Below are 19,956 nucleotides of genomic sequence, written 5' to 3' on the forward strand. Positions count from 1 at the left end.
AAACGCCCAGGCTGATCATGCCTGGGCGTTCTTTTTGGCGAAGGGTGGCCGCTTACCGATAAGGCCAGCGCGAGGCCGACGTTACGCGTACTGCGCGCGAATCTGCTTGTCAGCATCCTGCAACGCGGCTTCTTTAGCGTCATCGCCATAGGCCAGCCCCTGTGCGCGAATGACCTGCACATCGGTGATGCCAAGGAAGCCCAGCAACAGCTTGAGGTAATCCTCATGAGCGATGCCCGTGGGCTGGCCGGCGTGGATGCCGCCTGCCGTCGACACGATGACCGCCTTCTTGCCCTTGCAGAGGCCTTCCGGACCCGCTTCGGTGTAACGGAACGTAGTACCGGCGACGGTGATGCGGTCGATCCATGCCTTCAGTTGCGTCGGGATGGTGAAGTTGTACATCGGGGCTCCGATGACCACGACGTCGGCAGCGAGAAACTCCTCCAACGCCTTGGCGTTGCGCGCGGCCTCCAATCGCTGTTCGTCATCCCGCGCTTCTTCAGCGGTACGACCTGCGGAGAGGCTTGCGGCAGAGAAGTGGCCCAGGCTGTCATCTGCCAGATCGTGATAGCTCACTTCAGCGTCACCATTAGCGGCTTTCAAAGCAGCAACGACTTTTTGTGTCAGCGGACGAGAAGCGGAATAGCCACCCAGGATGCTGGAATCGATATGCAGAATGTTCATGGGATGTCTCCAATTGGTTGAAAGTAGATTTGGGTCGGTAGGTGCGGATCATCCTATCGAACAAACCAATGGCCGATTAGCCCTGCAAAATGTGATAGTTCGTCCCACCCATAGGACGAAGAGCGAATGTCATGCAGGATCTGAACGATCTTTTCTACTTTGCCAAGGTGGTCGAGTCCGGCAGTTTTTCAGCCGCAGGGCGTGTGCTCGGCATCCCGAAATCACGATTGTCGCGACGTCTGGCCGAGCTGGAAGAGCGGCTTGGCGCCCGCCTGTTGCAGCGCACCACGCGCACGCTTTCATTGACGGCAATCGGTGAACGCTACCTGCGGCATTGCCAGGCAATGTTGGCAGAGGCGGAGATGGCCGACGAAGCGGTGGCCAGCATGTCAAGCGAGCCTCGCGGACCGCTACGCGTGTCGTCGCCTACCGGCCTTGCACACAATTATCTCCCAGAGATCATTTCCAGTTTTCTGCAGAAATACCCGCTGGTGCAGTTGGAGATGCTGCTGGTCAACCGGCGTGTCGATCTGGTCAACGAAGGCATCGACGTCGCGCTGCGCGTACGCGAACCGGGCGACGAAGACCCGGCCCTGATCACTCGTCGTTTGCACCATGCTCAGGGTGTGCTCGTTGCGACAGCCGGCTTTTTGCGCGATCGCCGCATCGACACCCCGGAATCGCTGATCGGGGTGCCGTTACTCGGCGCGCTGGAACTCGACCGCAAGGTTCATTTGTGCATGCTGGACAACACCGGCGCCAAGCGAGAATTGGTACTGGAGGCGCGGCTCGGCATCGACGACTTCGGCACGCGCAAGCATGCGGCGTTGGCCGGCCTTGGCTATACGACGCTGCCGCTGATGTACTGCGAGCAGGAGTTGGCGGACGGTCGGTTGCAGCAGCTCTTGCCAGACTGGTCATTGCCCGGTGGCTATCTGCAAGCCGTCTATCCTCATCGGCGCGGCATGCTGCCCGCGGTGCGCGCCTGGATCGAGCACCTTAGCGAGCACTTTCGCAATGGATTGCCCGGCCCGGTTTGATGGATACGGCTGCGATGGCATGGTTTATCGGCAATAGGTTTTAACGGCATCGCGGGCAAGGCCGCGCCTACAAAAGCGCCGGGCGTCTGTTCCGACTGCCGGTATGAGGATTAATCCCGCTCCGCTGGATATGTAGCCGGTTGATCTATTTGCCGTTGCCGGCAACCGCTCAACAATCCGGGTCCCACACATCTCCAAGGATTCAGGACATGTTCGCTCGCAGCCTCCTCGCCGCCACCCTATCTTTTGCCTTGACCGCTCACGCGCAAGAGTGGGCCTTTGAAGCGACCACCGAACAAAACGGGAACGATAATTCCGCCCAGATAGACCAGCAAGGCGGACCATACGTCTCGGCGAACGTCGTACAAACGGGTGACATCAATAAAGTCGCGATCCAACAAGTTGGCTACAACCTTATTGTCGAGGCTACGCAACTGGGTAATGCGAACACCCTGAACACGAATCAGGAGGGCTTCGGTCTCTGGGTACACTCGTATCAGGAAGGTGAACGCAACGTTCAAAACATTGCCCAGCGAACCATGGACTGGGCCGAGGCCACGATCAACCAAATCGGCACAGATAACACCGCGACCGTAAATCAGCTTGATACCGACTACAACAACGCCACCCTCAACCAACTCGGGCACGCAAACGCCCTGACGCTGGAACAGGCCGTGTTTCTGAACAGCCTCCAAGCGAATCAGGACGGCACGGGTAATCAAGCGACCGTGGGCCAATACGGTAATGCGTCTGGGCAAGTCGACCAGTACGGTCAATTCAATACCGTTGTCTCTTCGCAAAGCACGTATGGGCGTCTCAGCGGCTCGATAAGTCAAACCGGCGAAAGTAATCGTGCTGATGTGATCCAGACGGACCCTAGCTATTACGGCGGCAGCACGGCATCGTTGATGCAAAATGGGTCGAGCAATATTGCTGACCTAACCCTGTACACAACCAACGGGTCGTTCGATTTCACGCAAACCGGAAACGGCAACGAATTGATGGTCTATCAGTACGGATCATCGGCGGTCGGATATGAGGAAAACATACGCGGCGGACGTATCACCGGGCAATCGTCCGGCGACTACAACCGGGTCGACATTATCCAGGGCGGTGATAACAACTCGCTGGACCTGCTGCAAAACGGCGCTGATAACATCATCAGCGTCTCGCAAACCAGCTATGAATCGGACGGTGATAGCGGTGTCATCAATCAGGTCGGTAACGCGAACTACGCGTCGTTGGATCAACAGGTGATCAACAGCGGCGGCACGGCGAGCATCGAGCAAACCGGTATGGGCAACCGCTCGGTAATCTTCCAGCGCTAACAGGGACGGAGTGATCCACGCATCCTGCCGTCCATAGGATCACACCTACGGCTGGACCGGTTGGCTCGCGGCATGAATACGGGTCGACCGGCTTGCGACTTCGGGGGTCGGCGATCCAAGTGCATTGGTCCAGTCTTCAACATCAAGGAAACCCAGAACGCCCAATGAGCCCGGCTCGTCTACGGTTGAGAAGAACAAAGAAGCGCCGTATTCGGGCGTTTCACTGTCGTAACCCAGCGCCTCTTCGAACTCTGAAATGCAACTACTGTGGGTCACCAGCACAAGGTTCTTGCCAGGCTTCTTACGCGCAATGGCATCGCTGAGCATCGTCTCGCGGCATTGATAGAGCCAGTCCTGATCCACACCGGTGTCGTTGAAAACGATCTTTTCGGTCTGGGCGGTTCGGGTCAGCGGGCTGTTGTAGATGTCCGTGGTGCTCAGGCCCAGACGACTGAAACTTTCGGCGAGCGACTGCCCTGCGGGTACCGATCTTGCGGTGATACCATCCGTGCCCTCCAGGCAGGGATAGTCTTCTTTGTCGCACCGCTCGAGGTGGCGCACGAGGACTACCACATTACCCTGCTTCCACAGGGCCTTCAGCTTCGGCAATTCATGCCGGTTTTCATCGGACAGGTCTTCGATCTCGGGCGGTTGCAGCAGCACGGCACCCGCCGAAGCAAGCAGCGAGCCTGCAACAACGAGACTCAAGCCACATTTGCGCTGGGTAGCGGTGAGCGCGCGCCACCACTGCTGTGCCGGGCTAAACAGCGACATTCGGATTACCTATCGTCGGTTACGTAGAGATGTGTGCGGCTGCAAGCGCAACGAACGCGTTCCAAACGGACCCTCGTTCCCGGTGCGCCACCGGCATCAGCACGTAAGTCTATTGGCTACGCATGACGAACTTGCGAATCTTCACGAAAAATAGACAAACGATTGCACCGTGCCACTAGCGCTCCGGTATCGCCACTTTCCTACGGCCAACCCTTCACTGCCCGGCCTGCATGAGCAGGCCGGAACGCTTCGCCGGTTATCGACCAATAACTGCACCGTGGCGGTCGATCGATGGGCCATGCAGCACCCATAGGCTCGGTCGACTAGCACACCAGCATGCGTATTCGCTGAACGTCGACGAATGCGCGATTTTCATCCGTCCTGAAACTCAGGCACGGAACGATCAGCCTTCGAACACTAGATCAACCCTTTCCTGACCCTGCGCGGGCGGGATTCTTGGAGTACGCCATGCGTCGTATTGCCATCGTTGGCGCCGGCCAGGCCGGCCTGCAATTAGCCCTCGGGCTGCTCACCCACGGCTATCGCGTCACGCTCGTCACGGATCGCACCGCGGAACAGGTTCGCGATGGCAAGGTCATGTCCAGCCAGTGCATGTTCCACACCGCACTTCAGATCGAACGAGACCTGGGCCTGAATTTCTGGGAGGACGCTTGTCCCGTCGTGGAAGGCATCGGTCTTGCGGTGCCGAACCCCGGCCATCCAAAAGAACCTGCGTTCCATTGGAGCGCGCGCCTGGATCGCTACGCTCAGGCGGTGGACCAACGCTTGAAGATGCCGGCCTGGATGCAGGCATTCGAGCGCCGAGGTGGTGAATTGATGATCGACCGGATTGGCCTGCCCGAGCTGGAACGCCTGGCAGGCAGCCATGACCTGACCGTGCTCGCTGCCGGGAAAGGCGACGTCGTTGGATTGTTTGAACGTGACGCGAAGCGCACGGTTTTCTCGCAGCCACAACGGGCTTTGGCCCTCACTTACGTAAAGGGCATGACGCCGCGATCGCCCTACCCTCAGGTCGCGTTCAACCTCATTCCCGGCGTCGGCGAATATTTCGTGTTTCCAGCCCTGACCCTGAGCGGCCCCTGCGAAATCATGGTCTTCGAAGGCGTTCCCGGTGGGCCTATGGATTGCTGGCAGGACATCACATCGCCGGAGCAACACCTGGAACGTAGCCTGGATATCGTGCGTCGCTTCGTCCCGTGGGAAGCCGAACGCTGCCGTGACGTAGAGCTTACGGACGCCGGTGGCGTACTTGCTGGACGCTTCACGCCTACGGTGCGCCAGCCGGTACTGCGTTTGCCTTCCGGGCGCTTGGTGCTGGGCATGGCCGATGCGGTGGTGGTGAACGACCCTATTACTGGACAAGGTTCAAATAGCGCAGCCAAGTGCAGCAAGGTCTACCTGGACGCAATTCTCGCGCGAGGTGCCGCGACATTCACGCCGGACTGGATGCAAGAAACGTTTGCGCAATATTGGGACTACGCAAGGCACGTGGTGAACTGGACCAACAGCTTGCTCACCCCGCTTCCGCCGCATGTTCTCGACGTTCTCGGGACGGCCACGCACGCGCCAGGCATCGCTGCGCATATCGTGAATGCGTTCGATGATCCTAGACGCTTCGCGCCATGGTGGTTCGATGCCGAGGTGTGCCAGAGCTTCATGCACAAGCACCTGAGCCGCGCAGTCTGAAGATAGGTTCGATAAGCGAGCCGTGACGGCGTCCCGAAGGACGCCGCCGTACCGTTACGCAGACAGTTTCTGGCTGAAAATATCTTCCGGTTTGCCGATGTCGAGCCGGTCCGCGTTCATGACTTTTTCCCACGCGGCGACGAAGTCATGCACGAACTTTTCATTGCCATCGGCCATGCCGTACACCTCGGCCTGCGCCCGCAGTTCGGATTGAGAACCGAAGATCAAGTCCACACGTGTTGCCGTCCAGGTCGGCTGGCGTGTGGCACGGTCGACACCCTGAAAGCGATTCTTGTGCTCGGTCGCATTCCACTCGGTTTTCATATCCAGCAGATTCACGAAGAAGTCGTTCGACAGCGTACCGACGCGATGGGTGAAGACGCCCTCAGAGCCGCCGTCCGCGTTGGTCCCCAATACACGCATGCCACCGACCAGCACCGTCATCTCGGGTGCGCTAATACGCAGCAGATGCGCTTTGTCGACGAGTGCTTCTTCGGGCGCCATGAAGTGGGCTTCGTGATAGTAATTGCGAAAACCATCCGCCAACGGCCGCAGTGCTTCGAACGACTGCACATCGGTCCACTCTTCCTCCGCGTCCATACGGCCCGGCGTGAACGGAACGGTGACCTTGACCCCACCATCAGCCGCGGCTTTTTCGATCGCGGCGCATCCGGCCAACACGATCAAGTCAGCCATGGACACCTGCTTGCCACCGCTGGCCGAGCCGTTGAAGTCTTGCTGGATGGCGGTCAGTTTCTCCAGCACCTCGCCCACCAGCGCCGGCTTGTTGATCTCCCAATCCTTCTGCGGCGCGAAACGAATCCGCGCCCCATTGGCGCCACCGCGCTTGTCGGAACCGCGGTAGGTGGCCGCCGATGCCCAGGCGACCGACACCAAGTCCGAAACGGAGAATCCCGTGCTCAGCACCTTCTGCTTGAGGCCGGCAATGTCCGCGTCGTCGACTACAGGGTGATCGCATACTGGAATGGGGTCCTGCCAGATCAACGTTTCTGTCGGCACTAGAGGCCCCAGATAACGACCGACAGGGCCCATGTCACGGTGCGTCAGTTTGAACCAGGCGCGCGCGAAGGCATCCGCGAGCTCATCGGGGTTCTCCAGAAATTGGCGTGAAATCTTCTCGTAGATCGGATCGAAACGCAGCGCCAGGTCCGATGTCAGCATGGTCGGTCGGCGTTTCTTGCTCGGGTCGAACGGGTCCGGAATGATCTCGCCGGCGTCCTTCGCCACCCACTGATGAGCGCCTGCCGGGCTCTTGGTCAACTCCCACTCGAAATTGAAGAGGTTTTCGAAGTAATTATTCGACCATTTCGTCGGCGTTTGGCTCCAGATAACCTCGAGCCCGGACGTGATGGCGTCGGCGCCAATACCGCTCTGGAACTTGCTGCGCCAGCCCAATCCTTGGTCCTCGATCACCGCGCCTTCCGGCTCGGGCCCCATGAGCGATGGATCACCCGCGCCGTGGGTTTTACCGAAAGTATGGCCGCCGGCAATCAGCGCCACGGTTTCGTAATCGTTCATCGCCATCCGCGCGAACGTCTCCCGGATATCGACTGCGGAAGCCTTGGGATCTGGATTGCCGTTCGGCCCTTCCGGGTTCACGTAAATCAAGCCCATCTGCACGGCGCCCAATCCAGGGTGGAGCTGGCGTTCGCCGCTGTAGCGCTCATCACCCAGCCAGGTCCCTTCGGGGCCCCAAAACAATTCTTCGGGCTCCCAGGTATCCGCACGTCCGCCGGCGAAACCGAACGTCTTGAAGCCCATGGATTCCAGGGCCACGTTGCCGGTAAGCACGAACAAGTCGGCCCAGGACAACTGGCGGCCATATTTCTGTTTGATCGGCCACAGAAGCCGCCGTGCTTTATCCAGGGAAGCGTTGTCTGGCCAGCTATTCAAAGGCGCGAAGCGTTGTTGACCGCCGCCAGCGCCACCTCGGCCATCTGTGATGCGATAGGTACCAGCGCTGTGCCAGGCCAAACGAATGAACAGGCCACCGTAATGGCCGAAGTCCGCAGGCCACCAGTCTTGGGAATCTGTCATTAGCGCATGGAGGTCGGCGATGACGGCATCGAGATCGAGTTTTTCGAATTCCGCCGCGTAGTTGAAGTCCCCACCGTACGGATTAGACCGGGGTGAGTGTTGGTTAAGTGATGTAAGACTCAGTGCTTCAGGCCACCAGTCACGGTTGACCGGGCGTCCACGGGATGCGCCTGCGCCGTGACCGAACGGGCAGCCGCCAGTGGTTTTGTCACCAGATTCGGCGTTCATGTTCTTATCCTCACAAGGCTAATTGTCGAGCGCCGTCGAGCGACGCTCAGAAAACTTAGCACCGAGGTCAAGGCTCGACAACGGGGTAGCGCCGCGCCGTCCAAACGGCTGGTGGCGCCCAAAAAACCGCGTAAAGAACAGCGCGCTCTACGTGGGTAATCGGCATATTGTCGGTAAAGGGTTCCGCCGGACGCGGGCGAATCTTTATTTAGACGCTCAGCGTTTCACGCACACGAATAGCGCGTTACCGCTAGCGCCATCCCAAGGAAGGATTCGTTGGTAATCATGCTCGAACAGCTGCACCTCGAAATAGGGGTCCAGCAGCGCTTTCAATTCCGCGAACGTGACCGCCACCATGGGGTGCTCATCGGCCCATTCCTGATGCACGTCCGTGGACGATCGTTGGATACGCAGCTTCAACCACTGCCGTTCGCCATGCCCCGGGTAGGACCATCCCGACGTGAATCTGAACGAAGCATCCGCATGCTCGGCGCTGTGACTGACGGACGCCCCGCTGTCGATCCGGCCTTTATCAACCGCGTTGAAGCAAAAGAGCCCGTCTTGCGCCAAGGCGTCATGGGCCTTGCCGATGCAGCGTTTCAACCGTTCGACACTGGCGGCGTAATGGATGGAGTACAGAAAGCAGGAAATGAGGTCGACAGGCTGCTCGACCGAAAAATGACACATGTCCTGCAGGATGAACTCCGCTTCGGGGCAACGAACGCGTGCCTGGTCGAGCATAGGCTGATTGATGTCCAGCCCGCTGCTCTGATAACCCGCATCAAGGAAATGGCGAACATGTGGGCCCGTGCCGCAGGCCAGATCGAGATGCCTGAAGCCACCGTTGCCGAATAATCGCTGCAGTCGCTGCACCGCATGGCTCTGAGCGTGGTAATCGATGTCCGCGCACATCAGATCGTAATAACCCGACAGGTCGGTGTAGAGGGCATTGCCTGACATGACGACCTAGGTTTCCAGCAGCGGTGTCGAGGGCGCGCATCATAGTCCTACACGCGCAGGGAAAGTAGTGGCGACTACAGCTGCCGACACGTCCGGCGCTTCAGCCCAGCGCCTGATCCATCCACGCGTTCACTTCGTGCTCGCCAGGCGCGCCCTCGCCAAACAGGATCCGGAAAACTCCAGGAGCGATCACCCGATCGACCAGATGCTCAGCGCTGGGCGTCGCCTCACCCCGCGAAGCCGCACGTTCGAGGATCGTCTGCAATTGCCCCAGGAGAATGGTCAAACAGCGATTCGTGCAGTCGCTCGCCACCGCATCACGCAGCATCGCGCGGCCTGGCACCGAGTTGATTTCATCGAAGTACTGCTCGCTCCAGGTAAGCAAATCGCCCCGCAGGCTGCCGGTATCGACCGGGTCCGCATCAGGGTGCATGCGCGCCAGGCTGACGTCGGCCAACAGGCTCGATAGATCGCCCCATCGGCGATAGAGCGTGGACGGCGTGACGCCGGCTCGGGACGCGATCAATGGCAAGCTGATCGCATCTCGCCCCAGCTCCGCCAGCAACGCGCGGGTGGCTTGATGGACAGAATCTTGAACGCGGGCGCTGCGACCGCCGGGGCGAAGGGACGTTTTGATGGCCATGGCGGCGACGTTAACACAAAGAATTTGCGTTAGTGGTAGAAGAGGAACAGACTGCCCCGCTAACGCGACATATTTGCTTTAAGGATTTTTGCCATGCTCAATTTCACGCCGCGACTTCGCTTGACTTATCTCGCGAGCGTTCTGCTGGCGTTTCTTGCAGCATCCAGCGCGCCTACACCGCTCTACCGCCTGTACCAACAGGAATGGCATTTCTCTTCCGCAATTTTGACGGTGGTGTTCGCCGTTTATGCCTTCGGCTTACTGGCGGCCTTGCTGACGACGGGCCGACTATCCGATCACGTCGGAAGGCGCCCCGTGCTGGCGCTTGCGTTGGTGCTGGAGGCGTTGAGCATGGGGCTTTTCCTATGGGCCGATGACGTGCCTCTTTTGATCGCCGCGCGTCTGCTGCAAGGTGTGGCGACGGGTGTCGCAACCAGTGTGATCGGTGCGGCGCTCATCGACACCGACCGCGAGCGTGGCCCCCTGCTCAATAGTCTTTCGCCGTTGTTGGGCATGGCATGCGGTGCGCTTGGCTCCGGGCTATTAGCGCAATACGCGCCGCAACCGCTGCATTTGGTGTACGCCGTACTGCTTGGCGTATTCGTGCTGCAAGCCGTGTCACTGGTCTGGGTGGGAGAAACGGTTTCTCGTGAGCCCGGCGCGCTCGCGTCGTTACGTCCGCAATTGTCCATACCGTGCCAGGCCCGCAGCGCGCTGTGGCAGGTACTGCCCGTCAACACCTCCGTTTGGGCGATGGGTGGCTTCACGTTGTCGCTGGCGCCAACCGTCATGCGCGACGCGACGGGCAATGGCTCGATGCTGTTAGGCGGCGTATTGGTGGCCGCATTGACACTACCGGGCGCTACCGCGATTTATTGTCTGCGTGAAGCCCCTCCCCTCTGGACTCTGCGTCTTGGTACACGCTTCCTGCTGGGCGGGCTGCTGGTTTTTCTATCAGGCATGCACCTCTCGCGTCCCGAGATCATCGTGCTGGGTACCCTGACCGCAGGTGTTGGTTTCGGTGCAGGTTTTCTGGGGGCGGTGCGCACCGTGATGCCCCTCGCCGATTTGCACGAACGCGCGGGGTTGCTCGCGTCCTTTTATACGCTGAGCTATCTGGCGTTCTGCGTGCCCGCACTGGCAGCGGGGTTCGTCGCTCGGGAGCTTGGGGTGATTGCGACAACCGACGGCTACGGCGCAGCGATCGTCATTCTCTGCCTGTTTGCCCTCGCCCGAATGGGCCGCCTGGAATCCGCCCCCCAGGCAAGCCGCTAAATCTTCGGCCCCTGCGGGGACACCGTATACTGCCCGCTTTTTCCGGCGAGTAGATCCCCTTGAGCAGTAAGCGATACGCCTGCATCGGCCTGAGCAACCCGAAGTCCCCCTCCAATGTCGGCTCGATCATGCGTGCCGCCGGCTGCTACGGCGTCAGTTCCGTGTTCTACACCGGTACGCGTTACGACCGCGCCAAGGACTTCGTCACCGATACGAAAAAGGTGCATCAGGACATTCCACTGATCAACATCGACGACTTGCGCAAGATTCTTCCACTGGGCTGCGTTCCGGTTGCCGTCGAGCTGGTGGAAGGCGCACGGGCGTTGCCGGAGTACACGCATCCTGATCGGGCCCTCTATATCTTCGGCGCCGAAGACGGCTCGCTCAGCCAGGAAATCCGCGACTGGTGCGAGGACGTCGTCTACATCCCCACCAATGGCTGCATGAACTTAGCCGCGACGGTCAATGTGGTGCTCTACGACCGATTGGCGAAAGGCAACAATACGCGGTCTGGTCCTTTGTTTTGATCGATACGAGGTGCGTCTTGCGCGACGCACACGCTTTGCCTGAAAGCCCCATCGTCACACGTTAGGCTCCCGCTCCCTCCTATAGAAAGCCCATGGCAAGCAGGCTTCAGCTTTTCCTAAGCACTACCCTACGCAAATGTTGGTTTCGCCATGACGGCGGGCAATGTGAAGCTTGGTTCATTCCAATATTCACGAGTTGCCAAGCATGCCCACCCATACCCGCATTCGCATGTTCAACACCAAAGAGACCTATCCCAACCAATCGCTGGACAACGATCTCTGCCAGGCGGTACGCGCTGGCAATACGGTCTACGTGCGCGGTCAGGTCGGTACGGACTTCTCCGGCAATCTCGTCGGGCTGGGTGATCCACGAGCGCAGGCCGAACAGGCGATGAAGAACGTCAAGCAACTGCTGGAAGAAGCAGGCTCCGACCTTTCCCACATCGTCAAGACCACCACCTACATCATCGATCCGCGCTATCGCGAGCCGGTGTACCAGGAAGTGGGCAAATGGCTCAAAGGCGTGTTTCCGATTTCGACTGGCTTGGTGGTATCGGCCCTCGGCCAACCCCAGTGGCTCATGGAAATCGATGTCATCGCCGTCATTCCAGATGACGTGTCCGCACGCTGAAACGCCGGCCTAACTTTTTATCGGAGCCCTCATGGCGATTGCACAGATCAAGCCGTCTACGCCTGCCGTACAGCCTAGCGCTGCGGCGGATAAGCCGCGCATCAACACAGCCGTCCAGCTCGACGGCGTGCTCAAGCGCTTCGGCGACTCGATTGCGCTGCAAAAGGTGTCGTTGAAGATCCAAGAGGGTGAGTTCGTCACGCTTCTGGGACCGTCCGGGTGTGGCAAGACCACCCTGCTCAACCTCATGGCCGGTTTTGCCGACGCCGACACGGGCGAGATCTTCATTGATGGCCAGTTGGTAACGGAAACGCCGCCCTACCAACGCGAGATCGGCATCGTATTTCAGAACTACGCATTGTTCCCGCATATGACGGTCGCGAAAAACGTCGGTTACGGCCTGCGCATGCGTGGGGTGGCCAAGGCCGAGATTGAAGAACGCGTCGATCAGGCGTTGGCACTGGTGAAACTGCAAGGTTATGGCGAGCGCAAGCCGCGCGAACTCTCCGGCGGCCAGCAGCAGCGCGTCGCCCTCGCCCGCGCCCTTGTGATCCGGCCGAAAGTGTTGCTGCTGGACGAGCCCTTTTCCGCCCTGGACAAAAACCTGCGCTTGTCGATGCAGATCGAGCTCAAGGAAATCCAGCGCAAACTTGGCGTGACCACCGTCTTCGTCACGCATGACCAAAGCGAAGCGCTGAGCATGAGCGACCGCGTCGTCGTCATGTCGGCCGGCCACATCCGGCAAATCGGCACGCCCGATGCGATCTATCGGAGCCCAGAAGATCCGTTCGTTGCGAGCTTCGTCGGTGACGCCAACGTCGTTCCTGGCCGCTACCTGAGCCGGGATGATCAGGCGATGATCGAGTTGGGTGACTGCACGCTACGCCTGCCGGCCAGTCGGGTGCATGCCGACGTAGGCGCGCGCCTGGACGTGTACGTACGCCCAGAGAATATCCGCCTGGTCCCGTTAGGACCGAATTCCGCGCTCAGTGCCACGGTGGTCAATCATGTTTTTCAGGGTGATCACGTCGACATCCATCTGGACGTGCCCTCCCTCGGACAAACCCGCGTGTTCGTACGTCAGTCGGGTCTCGAGGCGTTGACGCGCTGGCCCATCGGCGCCGTCGCCGGACTTAATTTCGACGACGAGGGCGTCTGTGCCTTTCCAACACCGGTCGAAGCGCGCCATTGAACACCGCTGTTTCTTGCACGCCCCTATTCGTACTGGCGTCCGGCACCTAACCGACGCCAGTGCGCCGCTATCCCTCGACGTGGAGCTACCACCGTCATGAGCGCCCTTCCTGAAACAATGAATGCCGTCATCGCCCGCGAAGCGGGTGGTCCCGACGTATTGGTACGAATCCAGCGCCCCGTGCCCCGGCCACAAGCGGGTGAAGTCCTGATCCGTGTAGTCGCCGCAGGTATCAATCGCCCGGACCTGATGCAACGTAGTGGCATGCCAGTGCCAACCGGTGCCACCGATGTACTCGGTCTGGAAGCTGCGGGCGTGGTCGTCGCTGTTGGTGAGCAGGTCGACGGAATCGGTATTGGTGACCGGGTCATGGCGTTGCTCAATGGCGGAGGTTATGCCGAATACTGCCTAGCCAGTGCCGCGCTTTGCCTGCCCATTCCCACGGGGTTGTCCCTAGAGGACGCCGCTGGCGTACCCGAAGCAGCGTTCACGGTATGGCATAACCTGTTCGAATTGGGTCGCCTCCAAGCCGGCGACACGGTGCTGATTCACGGCGCAGCAAGTGGCGTCGGCACCTTCGCCATCGGGTGTGCGCACGCGGCGGGAGCCAAGGTCATTGCCACAGCAGGTGGCGAGGAAAAGGTCTCGGCGTTGCAGAAGCTCGGTGTCTGGCGTGCGGTAGATCGGCACAGTGACGACTTCGTTCAGGTCATCGCCGACTGCACCGAAGGTCGCGGTGTCGACGTGGTACTCGATAACGTCGGCGGCCCATACTTCGCCCGAAATCTGGCAGCGATGGCGGCCGGCGGGCGTCACGTCAGCTTGTCCTTCATGCAAGGGGCAACCGTCGAGCTGGACCTGCAATTGGTGATGCGCAAGGGCTTGCACCTCACGTCATCGACCTTGCGACCCAAAAGCCAAGAAGAGAAAGCACGGCTCGCGCTCGCCGTTCGCGAGGGGCTCCTTCCCTGGATCGCTGCGGGCAAGGTCCGTCCGATCGTGTACGCACGGCTTCTCCTGCATGAAGCAGCAGAAGCCCATCGCTTGCTGGAAGCCAATGCCAATGTCGGGAAAGTGCTGCTCAGCATCAGTGAGCCCTAGGAAGCGTTAAAAACTTACCTGTTTAGGCGCCATTGACCGCCCCGCCACCGCGACACGCCCAGGAGCGACCTTCATGTTCAGACTATATTTCGCGTCGACCTCACCCTACGTACGCAAGGTGATGGCGACCGCCCACGCGTTGGGTTTGACCGAACAGATCGAAAAACTCGATTCCGCCGCTCACCCTGTCAACCGTGACGAGCGTATCGCCGGATTCAATCCACTGGCGAAGGTACCCGCGCTACAGACAGCCGATGGTCTGACGTTGTACGACAGCCGCGTCATCTGCGAGTACCTGAACGCCTATGCCGGCGGTGCCCTTTTTCCGTCTTCAGGACAGGCGCGATGGACCAGCCTCACGCGCCAAGCCCTTGGGGACGGATTACTCGACGCGGCCTTGCTAGCGCGTTACGAAACCACGGCCCGCCCGGCGGACAAGCAGTGGGACGTGTGGATCAGCGCGCAGTTGAGCAAAGTTGACGCCGCGTTGGCCGAGATTGAAAAGCAGGCCGCCGGGTTCAGCCGGACGCCGGACGATATCGGCCTGATCACGTTAGGTTGCGGCCTCGGTTATCTGGATTTCCGCTTTCCCGATCTCTCGTGGCGCGCGCGTTATCCCGCCGCAGGTGCCTGGTTCGATACGTTCGATCAGCACCCCGCCATGCTCACCACCCGCCCTTTCGCCTGAGTGTTCGGAGCCCACCATGCCCCATACTGTCTATTTCCTGAACGGCCCCAATGCCAACCTTTACGGCCTGGACAAAAGTGGCACCTACGGCAGCGAGAGCTTTGCCAGCATCGAGCAGCGCTGCCAAACGCATGCAGCGGCACTGGGTCTGAACCTCGAATTTCGCCAGAGCAATCACGAAGGTGTGCTGGTGGACTGGATTCAGGAAGCCCGGCTGAATGCCAGCGCGATCATCATCAATGCCGCGGGGCTGACCTATAGCTCGGTGCCGATTCTCGATGCCTTGATGGCGTTCGACGGACCGATCATCGAAGCGCACATGAGCAACATCTGGAAGCGCGAAAGCTTCCGCCACCATTCCTACGTCTCCAAAGCCGCCACCGGTGTTATCGCGGGCCTCGGTGCATTGGGCTATCGCTTGGCGCTCGACGCTGTGGCGGAGTTGCTGGAGCAGCCGGCATGACTCCGATTCTGGTGTTCTACAGCCAATTCGATAGTTTCGATGAGTGGCGCGATTTGCTGGCCCCTTTACTGCCGGGTGTCCATATCTGTCAGGAGCAGGATGTCGTCGATCCGGACGACGTGCGCTACGCATTAGCCTGGAAACCACCGCAAGGTTTCTTCGCCCGTTATCGCAGCCTTGAGCTGCTGGTGAACCTCGGCGCGGGGGTGGATTCACTCGTTGGCCGCGATGATTTGCCTGACATTCCCATCACGCGTGTATCCGACCCTGACATGGGGCGGATGATGGCAAGCTACGTGCTGTTCGCGGTGTTGCGCTATGCGCGTGATATCCCGGCGCTCGAGCGCGCCCAACGCGAGCGACGTTGGCATTACCTGCATCCGCGCCTGCCAGAAAGCATACGGGTCGGGGTGCTTGGACTGGGAGAGTTGGGTACTTACGCCGCGCTGGAGTTGGCTCGGCAGGGCCTGGACGTTCGTGGCTGGTCGCGTTCGCCTAAATCGCTGGATGGCGTGAAGTGCGTCAACGGCATGGAACAGTTGGACAGCTTTATCGCCAGCAGCGACATCCTGGTGGTGATGCTGCCATTGACCCCGCAGACCCGTGGCCTGCTGGATGCGCGACGGCTAGGGCTATTACCAAATGGCGCATCGTTCATCAACGTATCGCGCGGCGCGGTCGTCGATCAGCACGCGTTGACCGCGGCACTGGCCAGCGGCCGGATCGCCGAAGCAACGCTGGATGTCTTCGATCGCGAGCCGTTGCCCCCGGAGGATCCGCTGTGGGGACTGGATAACGTGCTCATCACCCCGCACCTGGCGTCCGTCGCCATTCCTGCCTCCGCTGCCGCACAGATCGCCGACAACATCCAACGCCTGACGCGCGGCGAGGCTGTGTTGCATAGAGTCGATCCTGCCCGCGGATATTGATCAATCCGGTGGACCCCAGGTGCTGGAGGGGTATGCGGAACATCGCACGCGGGTTGGCACCCGCCCGACGACAATCGCGGGCATGGCCCGCTCCCACAGTTATCGCAATACCGGAATGGCGTACTCGTAGCACTCGTAGACCGGGTGAAACCCGGGTGCTACGGGGTTACGTTGTACACCGCACGCGGCTGAAGCCGCCCCTACAGGAGAGGCTGTTTGTGGTGATTGGGTGGCACATGAGGAACGCTGTAGGGGCGGCTTTAGCCGCGTAGCGATGGACAATTCGAAACCGGTGTTACGGATCAAACGCTCAACGACTGCGGGCTAACCCAACAGCCTGAACGGGCGCATCGGCCCTCGTCGAAATCGCTAACTTACCCCTTTGAGCATCGGCACCGAATGCGGATCGAAAAAGCTCGGTGCCGCCATGCCGGGGATGTACTGGTCGGACACGAACATTCGGCACCGTTCGGCGAACGCCCCTACGACCCGCGACAGTTGTGTGTTTCTCGCGACCGCGTAACCCAAGCGCATCGGTCGATGCTCGCCCGCCAGCCGAACCCGAATCAGGCGCTTGCCGTCTTGGGAAAGATTAGCCTTGGGGCGGACGTTGGCAATCGAGTAACCAACGCCATTACCGACCATGGCCCGCACCACTTCCAGGTTGCTCGACCGCATGACGATGTTCGGCGTGACACCGGCAGGCATGAACAAGCTGAGGAAATATTCGCGGCTCCAGGGCATATCCAGCAGCACCATCGGATGCGTCTCGAGATCATTGACCGTCACCGCGGGCAGGTTTGCGAACGGGTGGTGCTCGCCGACCATCACATACGGCGGTAGCTGCGCCAGCGGTTGGAATTCGATGTCGTCACTCGTCGCCAGGTCATAGGTCAGCGCGATGTCGATGTCCGCGCTGCGCAACTTGCTCAGCAATTGCTCGTGGTCGCCTTCGAACTGGCTGATGCGCACGCCCGGGAACGCCCGTCCGAACCCGAACACCAAATCCGGCGTGATCATTGGCGCCAGTGAGCCCAAGCAACCAACTCGCAATGGCCCGCGGACGGTATTGAGAGACTCCGACGCAATGGTATAGAGGTTGCTCACCTGTTCGAGGATCAGTTTCGCCTCTGTTAGCACCTGGCGGCCAATGGCGGTCAGCGATACGCCTTGGGCGTGGTGGCGGACGAACAACTGCACGCCCAGCTCGGACTCGATATGCGTAATTGCCGCCGATATCGAAGGTGAAGACACGTGCAGACGCTCGGATGCGCCAAGAAGGCTCCCCGCTTCACCCGAGGCGACAAAGTACTCCAGCTGCCGTTGTGTGATTCGACTGAGCATATGGGGGTCTCCAGCGATAAAGGTCAGGAGCCGAGGGCTCCAAGGGGGCGATGTCGATAGGGCAATGCACGGAACGTGCCCAGTGCCAGGGGCGAGGATCGACCTTTCCCTCTACTCCTTAAATGAGCGTTTGCCATAGCCATGGTTAGGCTTTGCCAAAGAGCGCCCCGCTCATTCGACGTACCCCGGTACGCCGCCTTCAATGCCTCCCGCGAACGCCGCGGACCGCTGCATCAGAAATTCCTACGCAGAAGCACGGCAAAGCCTGTTTTACCGCATCGCCCACAGCGCCCCATTATTGATTCACGTCAAGACGACGTTCGCTCGCCCCTAAGCGCGCTGCGGATGTGGCGGTCGATGACAGCCCCCCATAGCCCACTTCGATCCACCATTAGGAACAGAAAAATGCTGCGTAAAACCATTGCGTTGACCCTGTTGAGCGCCAGCCTACTGGCCGCTGCAAGTGCTCAGGCCGCTGACAAGTTGGTTGTCAGCACGTGGGGTGGAAGCTTCCGGGACCTGATCGACGAAGCCATTGGAAAGGAGTTCACCAAGCAGACGGGCGTCGAAGTCGAATACGTCACCGGCGGAACGATCGACCGGTTGAACAAAGCCAAACTCGCAGGCACAGCGGAAACTGACCTCACGTTCACGACCTCCCACGTCGGCTGGATGTACACGAACGACGGCCTCTTCGAAACGCTGGACATGAAGAAGATTCCGAACGCGGCGAACCTGGTTCACCAGGCCGAATTGAGCCCGAGCCATATCGGTGTATGGGGCTACGTCTACACCATCGGCTATCGTGCGGACCTCGTGCCGGAAGGGGAAACGTTCGAGAGCTGGAACGATTTGTGGAAGCCTGAACTGAAAGGCACGCTGGCCCTGCCGGACTGGGACCCAAGCCACATCATCGCCGTCTCCGCCAAGCTGGCGGGCGCTGACGCCGAGCATTGGGAAAAAGGTCAGGACAAGCTGAAAGCGCTGATTCCGAGCATCAAGTCGTACTACACCAACGATGCGAACAGCCAACAGCTTATCGCTACCGGCGAAACGCGTGTGCAGGTGATTCTCTCCATGAACGCCTACCACATGATGGAAGAAGGCGTGGATATTAAGCTCGCCATGCCTAAGGAAGGCGCGGTGCTTGGGGTGGATGCGATGGGTATCAACAAAGGCAGCAAGCATGTCGACCTTGCCTATACCTTCATGAACATCGCGCTGTCGCCCGAGGTGCAAGCCAAGATCGCCGAGATCAATCGCGGCAGCCCAGTAGTGACTAACGCGACCGTCGACCCGGAGATCGCCAAACTGCCAGGCATGCTCACCACCGCCGAACAGTGGGACGCGACCCTGGATACCGACCCCAAGCTGCGCGCCGAGAAAACCGCCGAATGGCGTAAGTGGTTCTCGGAAAACATCATGGCGCACTAAGCGAAGCGCGGGCGCGAAGGTTGCTTCGTGCCCGCTTTCGTAAACGCGCTGCCTCCGCATCAAGCCTTTCCGACCGCTTTAAACGGAAACACCCATGACTCGAAATCCCAGGTTTGTCCCGTGGTTCGTGCTGCCCTCGGTGCTCACGGCACTGGGGCTCGCGATCGCGATGCTGACGGTCTTGCAGTACAGCGTGCGCGCCTATGTTCCCGGCTCGTTGGATGTGGGTGGTTTCACCCTCGACAACTTTCAGGATCTGTTCAAAACCCTCTATGCGCAGGCGTTCTTGAACACCGTGGCGCTGAGCTTCAAGACCGCGTTGTTCGGCCTGCTGCTGAGCTATCCCCTCGCCTATGCATTGGTCCGGACCAGATCGGGCTGGCTCAAGTCGAGCATTCTCATCATTGCGATCACGCCGCTGTTTCTCGGCGAGGTCGTACGGACGTATTCGTGGATCATCGTCCTGGGCAATAGCGGTTTTCTGAATAGCGTCCTACTTGCGATCGGTCTGATCGATAAGCCTTTGCAGTTGATGTTCACCCAGACGGGCGTCGTGCTAGCGTTGGTACACGTCACCATGCCGATCATGGTGCTCATGCTTGCGACCGGCCTCTCGCACATCGACCCCGCGTACGAAAAAGCCGCTACCAGCCTCGGCGCCGGCCCCATTCGCGCATTCACCACCGTGACGCTGCCCCTCTCGCTGCCTGGGATCGTCGCGAGCCTCACTACCGCATTTGCCTGGACGTTCAGCGCATTCGCCACACCGCAACTGATCGGCGGCGGCCGCGTCAGCACCGTTGCTACCTTGGTTTACCAACTCGGGTTTTCGTCGCTGAACTTCCCCTTTGCCGCCGCCCTGAGCGTTGCTGGGCTGGTACTGACCCTGTTACTCCTCGCAGCGCTCAAGCGCATGACACGCTCCCTTCAAGGCGCCGGAGCCCATTGAT

The 19,956-nt window shown here is 60.0% G+C and carries 19 protein-coding genes; 13 read left to right on the forward strand and 6 right to left on the reverse strand.

What is annotated here, in order from left to right; genetic code table 11:
- Nucleotides 1-81 precede the first annotated feature (81 nt).
- A complete protein-coding gene (locus IEY47_RS17765) occupies nucleotides 82-684 on the reverse strand; it encodes an FMN-dependent NADH-azoreductase (protein WP_188985156.1) in 603 nt (200 codons plus the stop codon).
- 131 nt (nucleotides 685-815) lie between these two features.
- On the opposite strand from IEY47_RS17765, the gene IEY47_RS17770 reads away from it, so the two are divergent.
- Together IEY47_RS17770 and IEY47_RS17775 are read left to right on the forward strand one after the other, a co-directional pair.
- Nucleotides 816-1,724: a LysR substrate-binding domain-containing protein gene (locus IEY47_RS17770; protein WP_188985158.1), complete on the forward strand. Its 909-nt coding sequence runs from the start codon at nucleotides 816-818 to the stop codon at nucleotides 1,722-1,724.
- Between the two features lie 209 nt (nucleotides 1,725-1,933).
- Nucleotides 1,934-3,052 (forward strand): hypothetical protein, encoded by a 1,119-nt coding sequence (locus IEY47_RS17775; protein ID WP_188985160.1) that lies wholly within the window; start codon nucleotides 1,934-1,936, stop codon nucleotides 3,050-3,052.
- 45 nt (nucleotides 3,053-3,097) lie between these two features.
- Here the strand turns inward: IEY47_RS17775 and pmrG are convergent, their stop codons facing one another.
- Nucleotides 3,098-3,826 (reverse strand): lipopolysaccharide core heptose(II)-phosphate phosphatase PmrG, encoded by a 729-nt coding sequence (pmrG, locus tag IEY47_RS17780; protein ID WP_188985162.1) that lies wholly within the window; start codon nucleotides 3,824-3,826, stop codon nucleotides 3,098-3,100.
- Between the two features lie 468 nt (nucleotides 3,827-4,294).
- Here pmrG and IEY47_RS17785 point away from each other — a divergent pair, with 468 nt between their 5' ends.
- Entirely contained in the window at nucleotides 4,295-5,533 is a 1,239-nt protein-coding gene (locus IEY47_RS17785; protein ID WP_188985164.1) for a styrene monooxygenase/indole monooxygenase family protein, read from the forward strand.
- A 54-nt stretch (nucleotides 5,534-5,587) separates the two neighbouring features.
- Here IEY47_RS17785 and katG read toward each other — a convergent pair whose 3' ends face one another.
- The 3 genes from katG to IEY47_RS17800 all read right to left on the reverse strand — a co-directional run bounded on the left by katG (nucleotide 5,588) and on the right by IEY47_RS17800 (nucleotide 9,422).
- Nucleotides 5,588-7,819, reverse strand: a complete 2,232-nt coding sequence (katG, locus tag IEY47_RS17790) for a catalase/peroxidase HPI (RefSeq protein ID WP_188985166.1) — start codon at nucleotides 7,817-7,819, stop codon at nucleotides 5,588-5,590.
- Between the two features lie 216 nt (nucleotides 7,820-8,035).
- The gene (locus IEY47_RS17795) at nucleotides 8,036-8,779 is read right to left on the reverse strand and encodes a class I SAM-dependent DNA methyltransferase (protein WP_188985168.1); all 744 of its coding nucleotides are present in this window, start codon (nucleotides 8,777-8,779) and stop codon (nucleotides 8,036-8,038) included.
- 100 nt (nucleotides 8,780-8,879) lie between these two features.
- Nucleotides 8,880-9,422, reverse strand: coding sequence for a TetR/AcrR family transcriptional regulator (locus tag IEY47_RS17800; protein ID WP_188985170.1), 543 nt, complete (start codon nucleotides 9,420-9,422; stop codon nucleotides 8,880-8,882).
- Between the two features lie 93 nt (nucleotides 9,423-9,515).
- Between IEY47_RS17800 and IEY47_RS17805 the strand changes: the two genes are divergently transcribed.
- From IEY47_RS17805 to IEY47_RS17840, 8 genes are all read left to right on the forward strand, one after another.
- On the forward strand, nucleotides 9,516-10,697 hold the full coding sequence (locus tag IEY47_RS17805) for an MFS transporter (protein ID WP_188985172.1): 1,182 nt from the start codon (nucleotides 9,516-9,518) through the stop codon (nucleotides 10,695-10,697).
- Nucleotides 10,698-10,756: 59 nt separating this feature from the next.
- Entirely contained in the window at nucleotides 10,757-11,224 is a 468-nt protein-coding gene (locus IEY47_RS17810; protein WP_188985174.1) for an RNA methyltransferase, read from the forward strand.
- Between the two features lie 205 nt (nucleotides 11,225-11,429).
- Nucleotides 11,430-11,855 (forward strand): RidA family protein, encoded by a 426-nt coding sequence (locus IEY47_RS17815; RefSeq protein ID WP_188985176.1) that lies wholly within the window; start codon nucleotides 11,430-11,432, stop codon nucleotides 11,853-11,855.
- Nucleotides 11,856-11,886: 31 nt separating this feature from the next.
- The gene (locus tag IEY47_RS17820) at nucleotides 11,887-13,047 is read left to right on the forward strand and encodes an ABC transporter ATP-binding protein (protein WP_188985178.1); all 1,161 of its coding nucleotides are present in this window, start codon (nucleotides 11,887-11,889) and stop codon (nucleotides 13,045-13,047) included.
- A gap of 96 nt (nucleotides 13,048-13,143) precedes the next feature.
- The gene (locus tag IEY47_RS17825) at nucleotides 13,144-14,148 is read left to right on the forward strand and encodes an NAD(P)H-quinone oxidoreductase (protein WP_188985180.1); all 1,005 of its coding nucleotides are present in this window, start codon (nucleotides 13,144-13,146) and stop codon (nucleotides 14,146-14,148) included.
- 73 nt (nucleotides 14,149-14,221) lie between these two features.
- Complete coding sequence (locus IEY47_RS17830) at nucleotides 14,222-14,836, forward strand: glutathione S-transferase (RefSeq protein ID WP_188985182.1); 615 nt, start codon at nucleotides 14,222-14,224, stop codon at nucleotides 14,834-14,836.
- A 16-nt stretch (nucleotides 14,837-14,852) separates the two neighbouring features.
- Nucleotides 14,853-15,299 carry a type II 3-dehydroquinate dehydratase gene (locus IEY47_RS17835; RefSeq protein ID WP_188985184.1) on the forward strand — a complete coding sequence of 149 codons (447 nt, stop codon included), beginning with the start codon at nucleotides 14,853-14,855 and terminating at the stop codon, nucleotides 15,297-15,299.
- The gene (locus tag IEY47_RS17840; protein WP_188985186.1) at nucleotides 15,296-16,228 is read left to right on the forward strand and encodes a 2-hydroxyacid dehydrogenase; all 933 of its coding nucleotides are present in this window, start codon (nucleotides 15,296-15,298) and stop codon (nucleotides 16,226-16,228) included. Before IEY47_RS17835 ends, IEY47_RS17840 begins: the two co-directional genes overlap by 4 nt.
- Nucleotides 16,229-16,597: 369 nt before the next feature.
- Here IEY47_RS17840 and IEY47_RS17845 read toward each other — a convergent pair whose 3' ends face one another.
- The gene (locus tag IEY47_RS17845) at nucleotides 16,598-17,572 is read right to left on the reverse strand and encodes a LysR family transcriptional regulator (RefSeq protein WP_188985188.1); all 975 of its coding nucleotides are present in this window, start codon (nucleotides 17,570-17,572) and stop codon (nucleotides 16,598-16,600) included.
- A 405-nt stretch (nucleotides 17,573-17,977) separates the two neighbouring features.
- On the opposite strand from IEY47_RS17845, the gene IEY47_RS17850 reads away from it, so the two are divergent.
- Entirely contained in the window at nucleotides 17,978-19,006 is a 1,029-nt protein-coding gene (locus IEY47_RS17850) for a polyamine ABC transporter substrate-binding protein (RefSeq protein ID WP_188985190.1), read from the forward strand.
- 94 nt (nucleotides 19,007-19,100) lie between these two features.
- A complete protein-coding gene (locus tag IEY47_RS17855; RefSeq protein WP_188985192.1) occupies nucleotides 19,101-19,955 on the forward strand; it encodes an ABC transporter permease in 855 nt (284 codons plus the stop codon).
- Nucleotide 19,956: the final 1 nt, after the last annotated feature.

Origin of the sequence: Pseudomonas matsuisoli (genome assembly GCF_014647635.1) — a bacterium.
Taxonomy (GTDB): Bacteria; Pseudomonadota; Gammaproteobacteria; order Pseudomonadales; family Pseudomonadaceae; genus Pseudomonas_P; species Pseudomonas_P matsuisoli.

Bases quoted from the DNA above. Each gene is read 5' to 3' on its own strand.
- IEY47_RS17845 (WP_188985188.1), bottom strand. From the start codon at position 17,572: ATGCTCAGTCGAATCACACAACGGCAGCTGGAGTACTTTGTCGCCTCG.
- IEY47_RS17800 (WP_188985170.1), bottom strand. From the start codon at position 9,422: ATGGCCATCAAAACGTCCCTTCGCCCCGGCGGTCGCAGCGCCCGCGTT.
- IEY47_RS17820 (WP_188985178.1), top strand. From the start codon at position 11,887: ATGGCGATTGCACAGATCAAGCCGTCTACGCCTGCCGTACAGCCTAGC.
- IEY47_RS17840 (WP_188985186.1), top strand. From the start codon at position 15,296: ATGACTCCGATTCTGGTGTTCTACAGCCAATTCGATAGTTTCGATGAG.
- IEY47_RS17805 (WP_188985172.1), top strand. From the start codon at position 9,516: ATGCTCAATTTCACGCCGCGACTTCGCTTGACTTATCTCGCGAGCGTT.
- IEY47_RS17825 (WP_188985180.1), top strand. From the start codon at position 13,144: ATGAGCGCCCTTCCTGAAACAATGAATGCCGTCATCGCCCGCGAAGCG.
- IEY47_RS17770 (WP_188985158.1), top strand. From the start codon at position 816: ATGCAGGATCTGAACGATCTTTTCTACTTTGCCAAGGTGGTCGAGTCC.
- IEY47_RS17855 (WP_188985192.1), top strand. From the start codon at position 19,101: ATGACTCGAAATCCCAGGTTTGTCCCGTGGTTCGTGCTGCCCTCGGTG.
- pmrG (WP_188985162.1), bottom strand. From the start codon at position 3,826: ATGTCGCTGTTTAGCCCGGCACAGCAGTGGTGGCGCGCGCTCACCGCT.
- IEY47_RS17795 (WP_188985168.1), bottom strand. From the start codon at position 8,779: ATGTCAGGCAATGCCCTCTACACCGACCTGTCGGGTTATTACGATCTG.
- IEY47_RS17835 (WP_188985184.1), top strand. From the start codon at position 14,853: ATGCCCCATACTGTCTATTTCCTGAACGGCCCCAATGCCAACCTTTAC.
- katG (WP_188985166.1), bottom strand. From the start codon at position 7,819: ATGAACGCCGAATCTGGTGACAAAACCACTGGCGGCTGCCCGTTCGGT.
- IEY47_RS17850 (WP_188985190.1), top strand. From the start codon at position 17,978: ATGCTGCGTAAAACCATTGCGTTGACCCTGTTGAGCGCCAGCCTACTG.
- IEY47_RS17775 (WP_188985160.1), top strand. From the start codon at position 1,934: ATGTTCGCTCGCAGCCTCCTCGCCGCCACCCTATCTTTTGCCTTGACC.
- IEY47_RS17765 (WP_188985156.1), bottom strand. From the start codon at position 684: ATGAACATTCTGCATATCGATTCCAGCATCCTGGGTGGCTATTCCGCT.
- IEY47_RS17785 (WP_188985164.1), top strand. From the start codon at position 4,295: ATGCGTCGTATTGCCATCGTTGGCGCCGGCCAGGCCGGCCTGCAATTA.
- IEY47_RS17830 (WP_188985182.1), top strand. From the start codon at position 14,222: ATGTTCAGACTATATTTCGCGTCGACCTCACCCTACGTACGCAAGGTG.
- IEY47_RS17815 (WP_188985176.1), top strand. From the start codon at position 11,430: ATGCCCACCCATACCCGCATTCGCATGTTCAACACCAAAGAGACCTAT.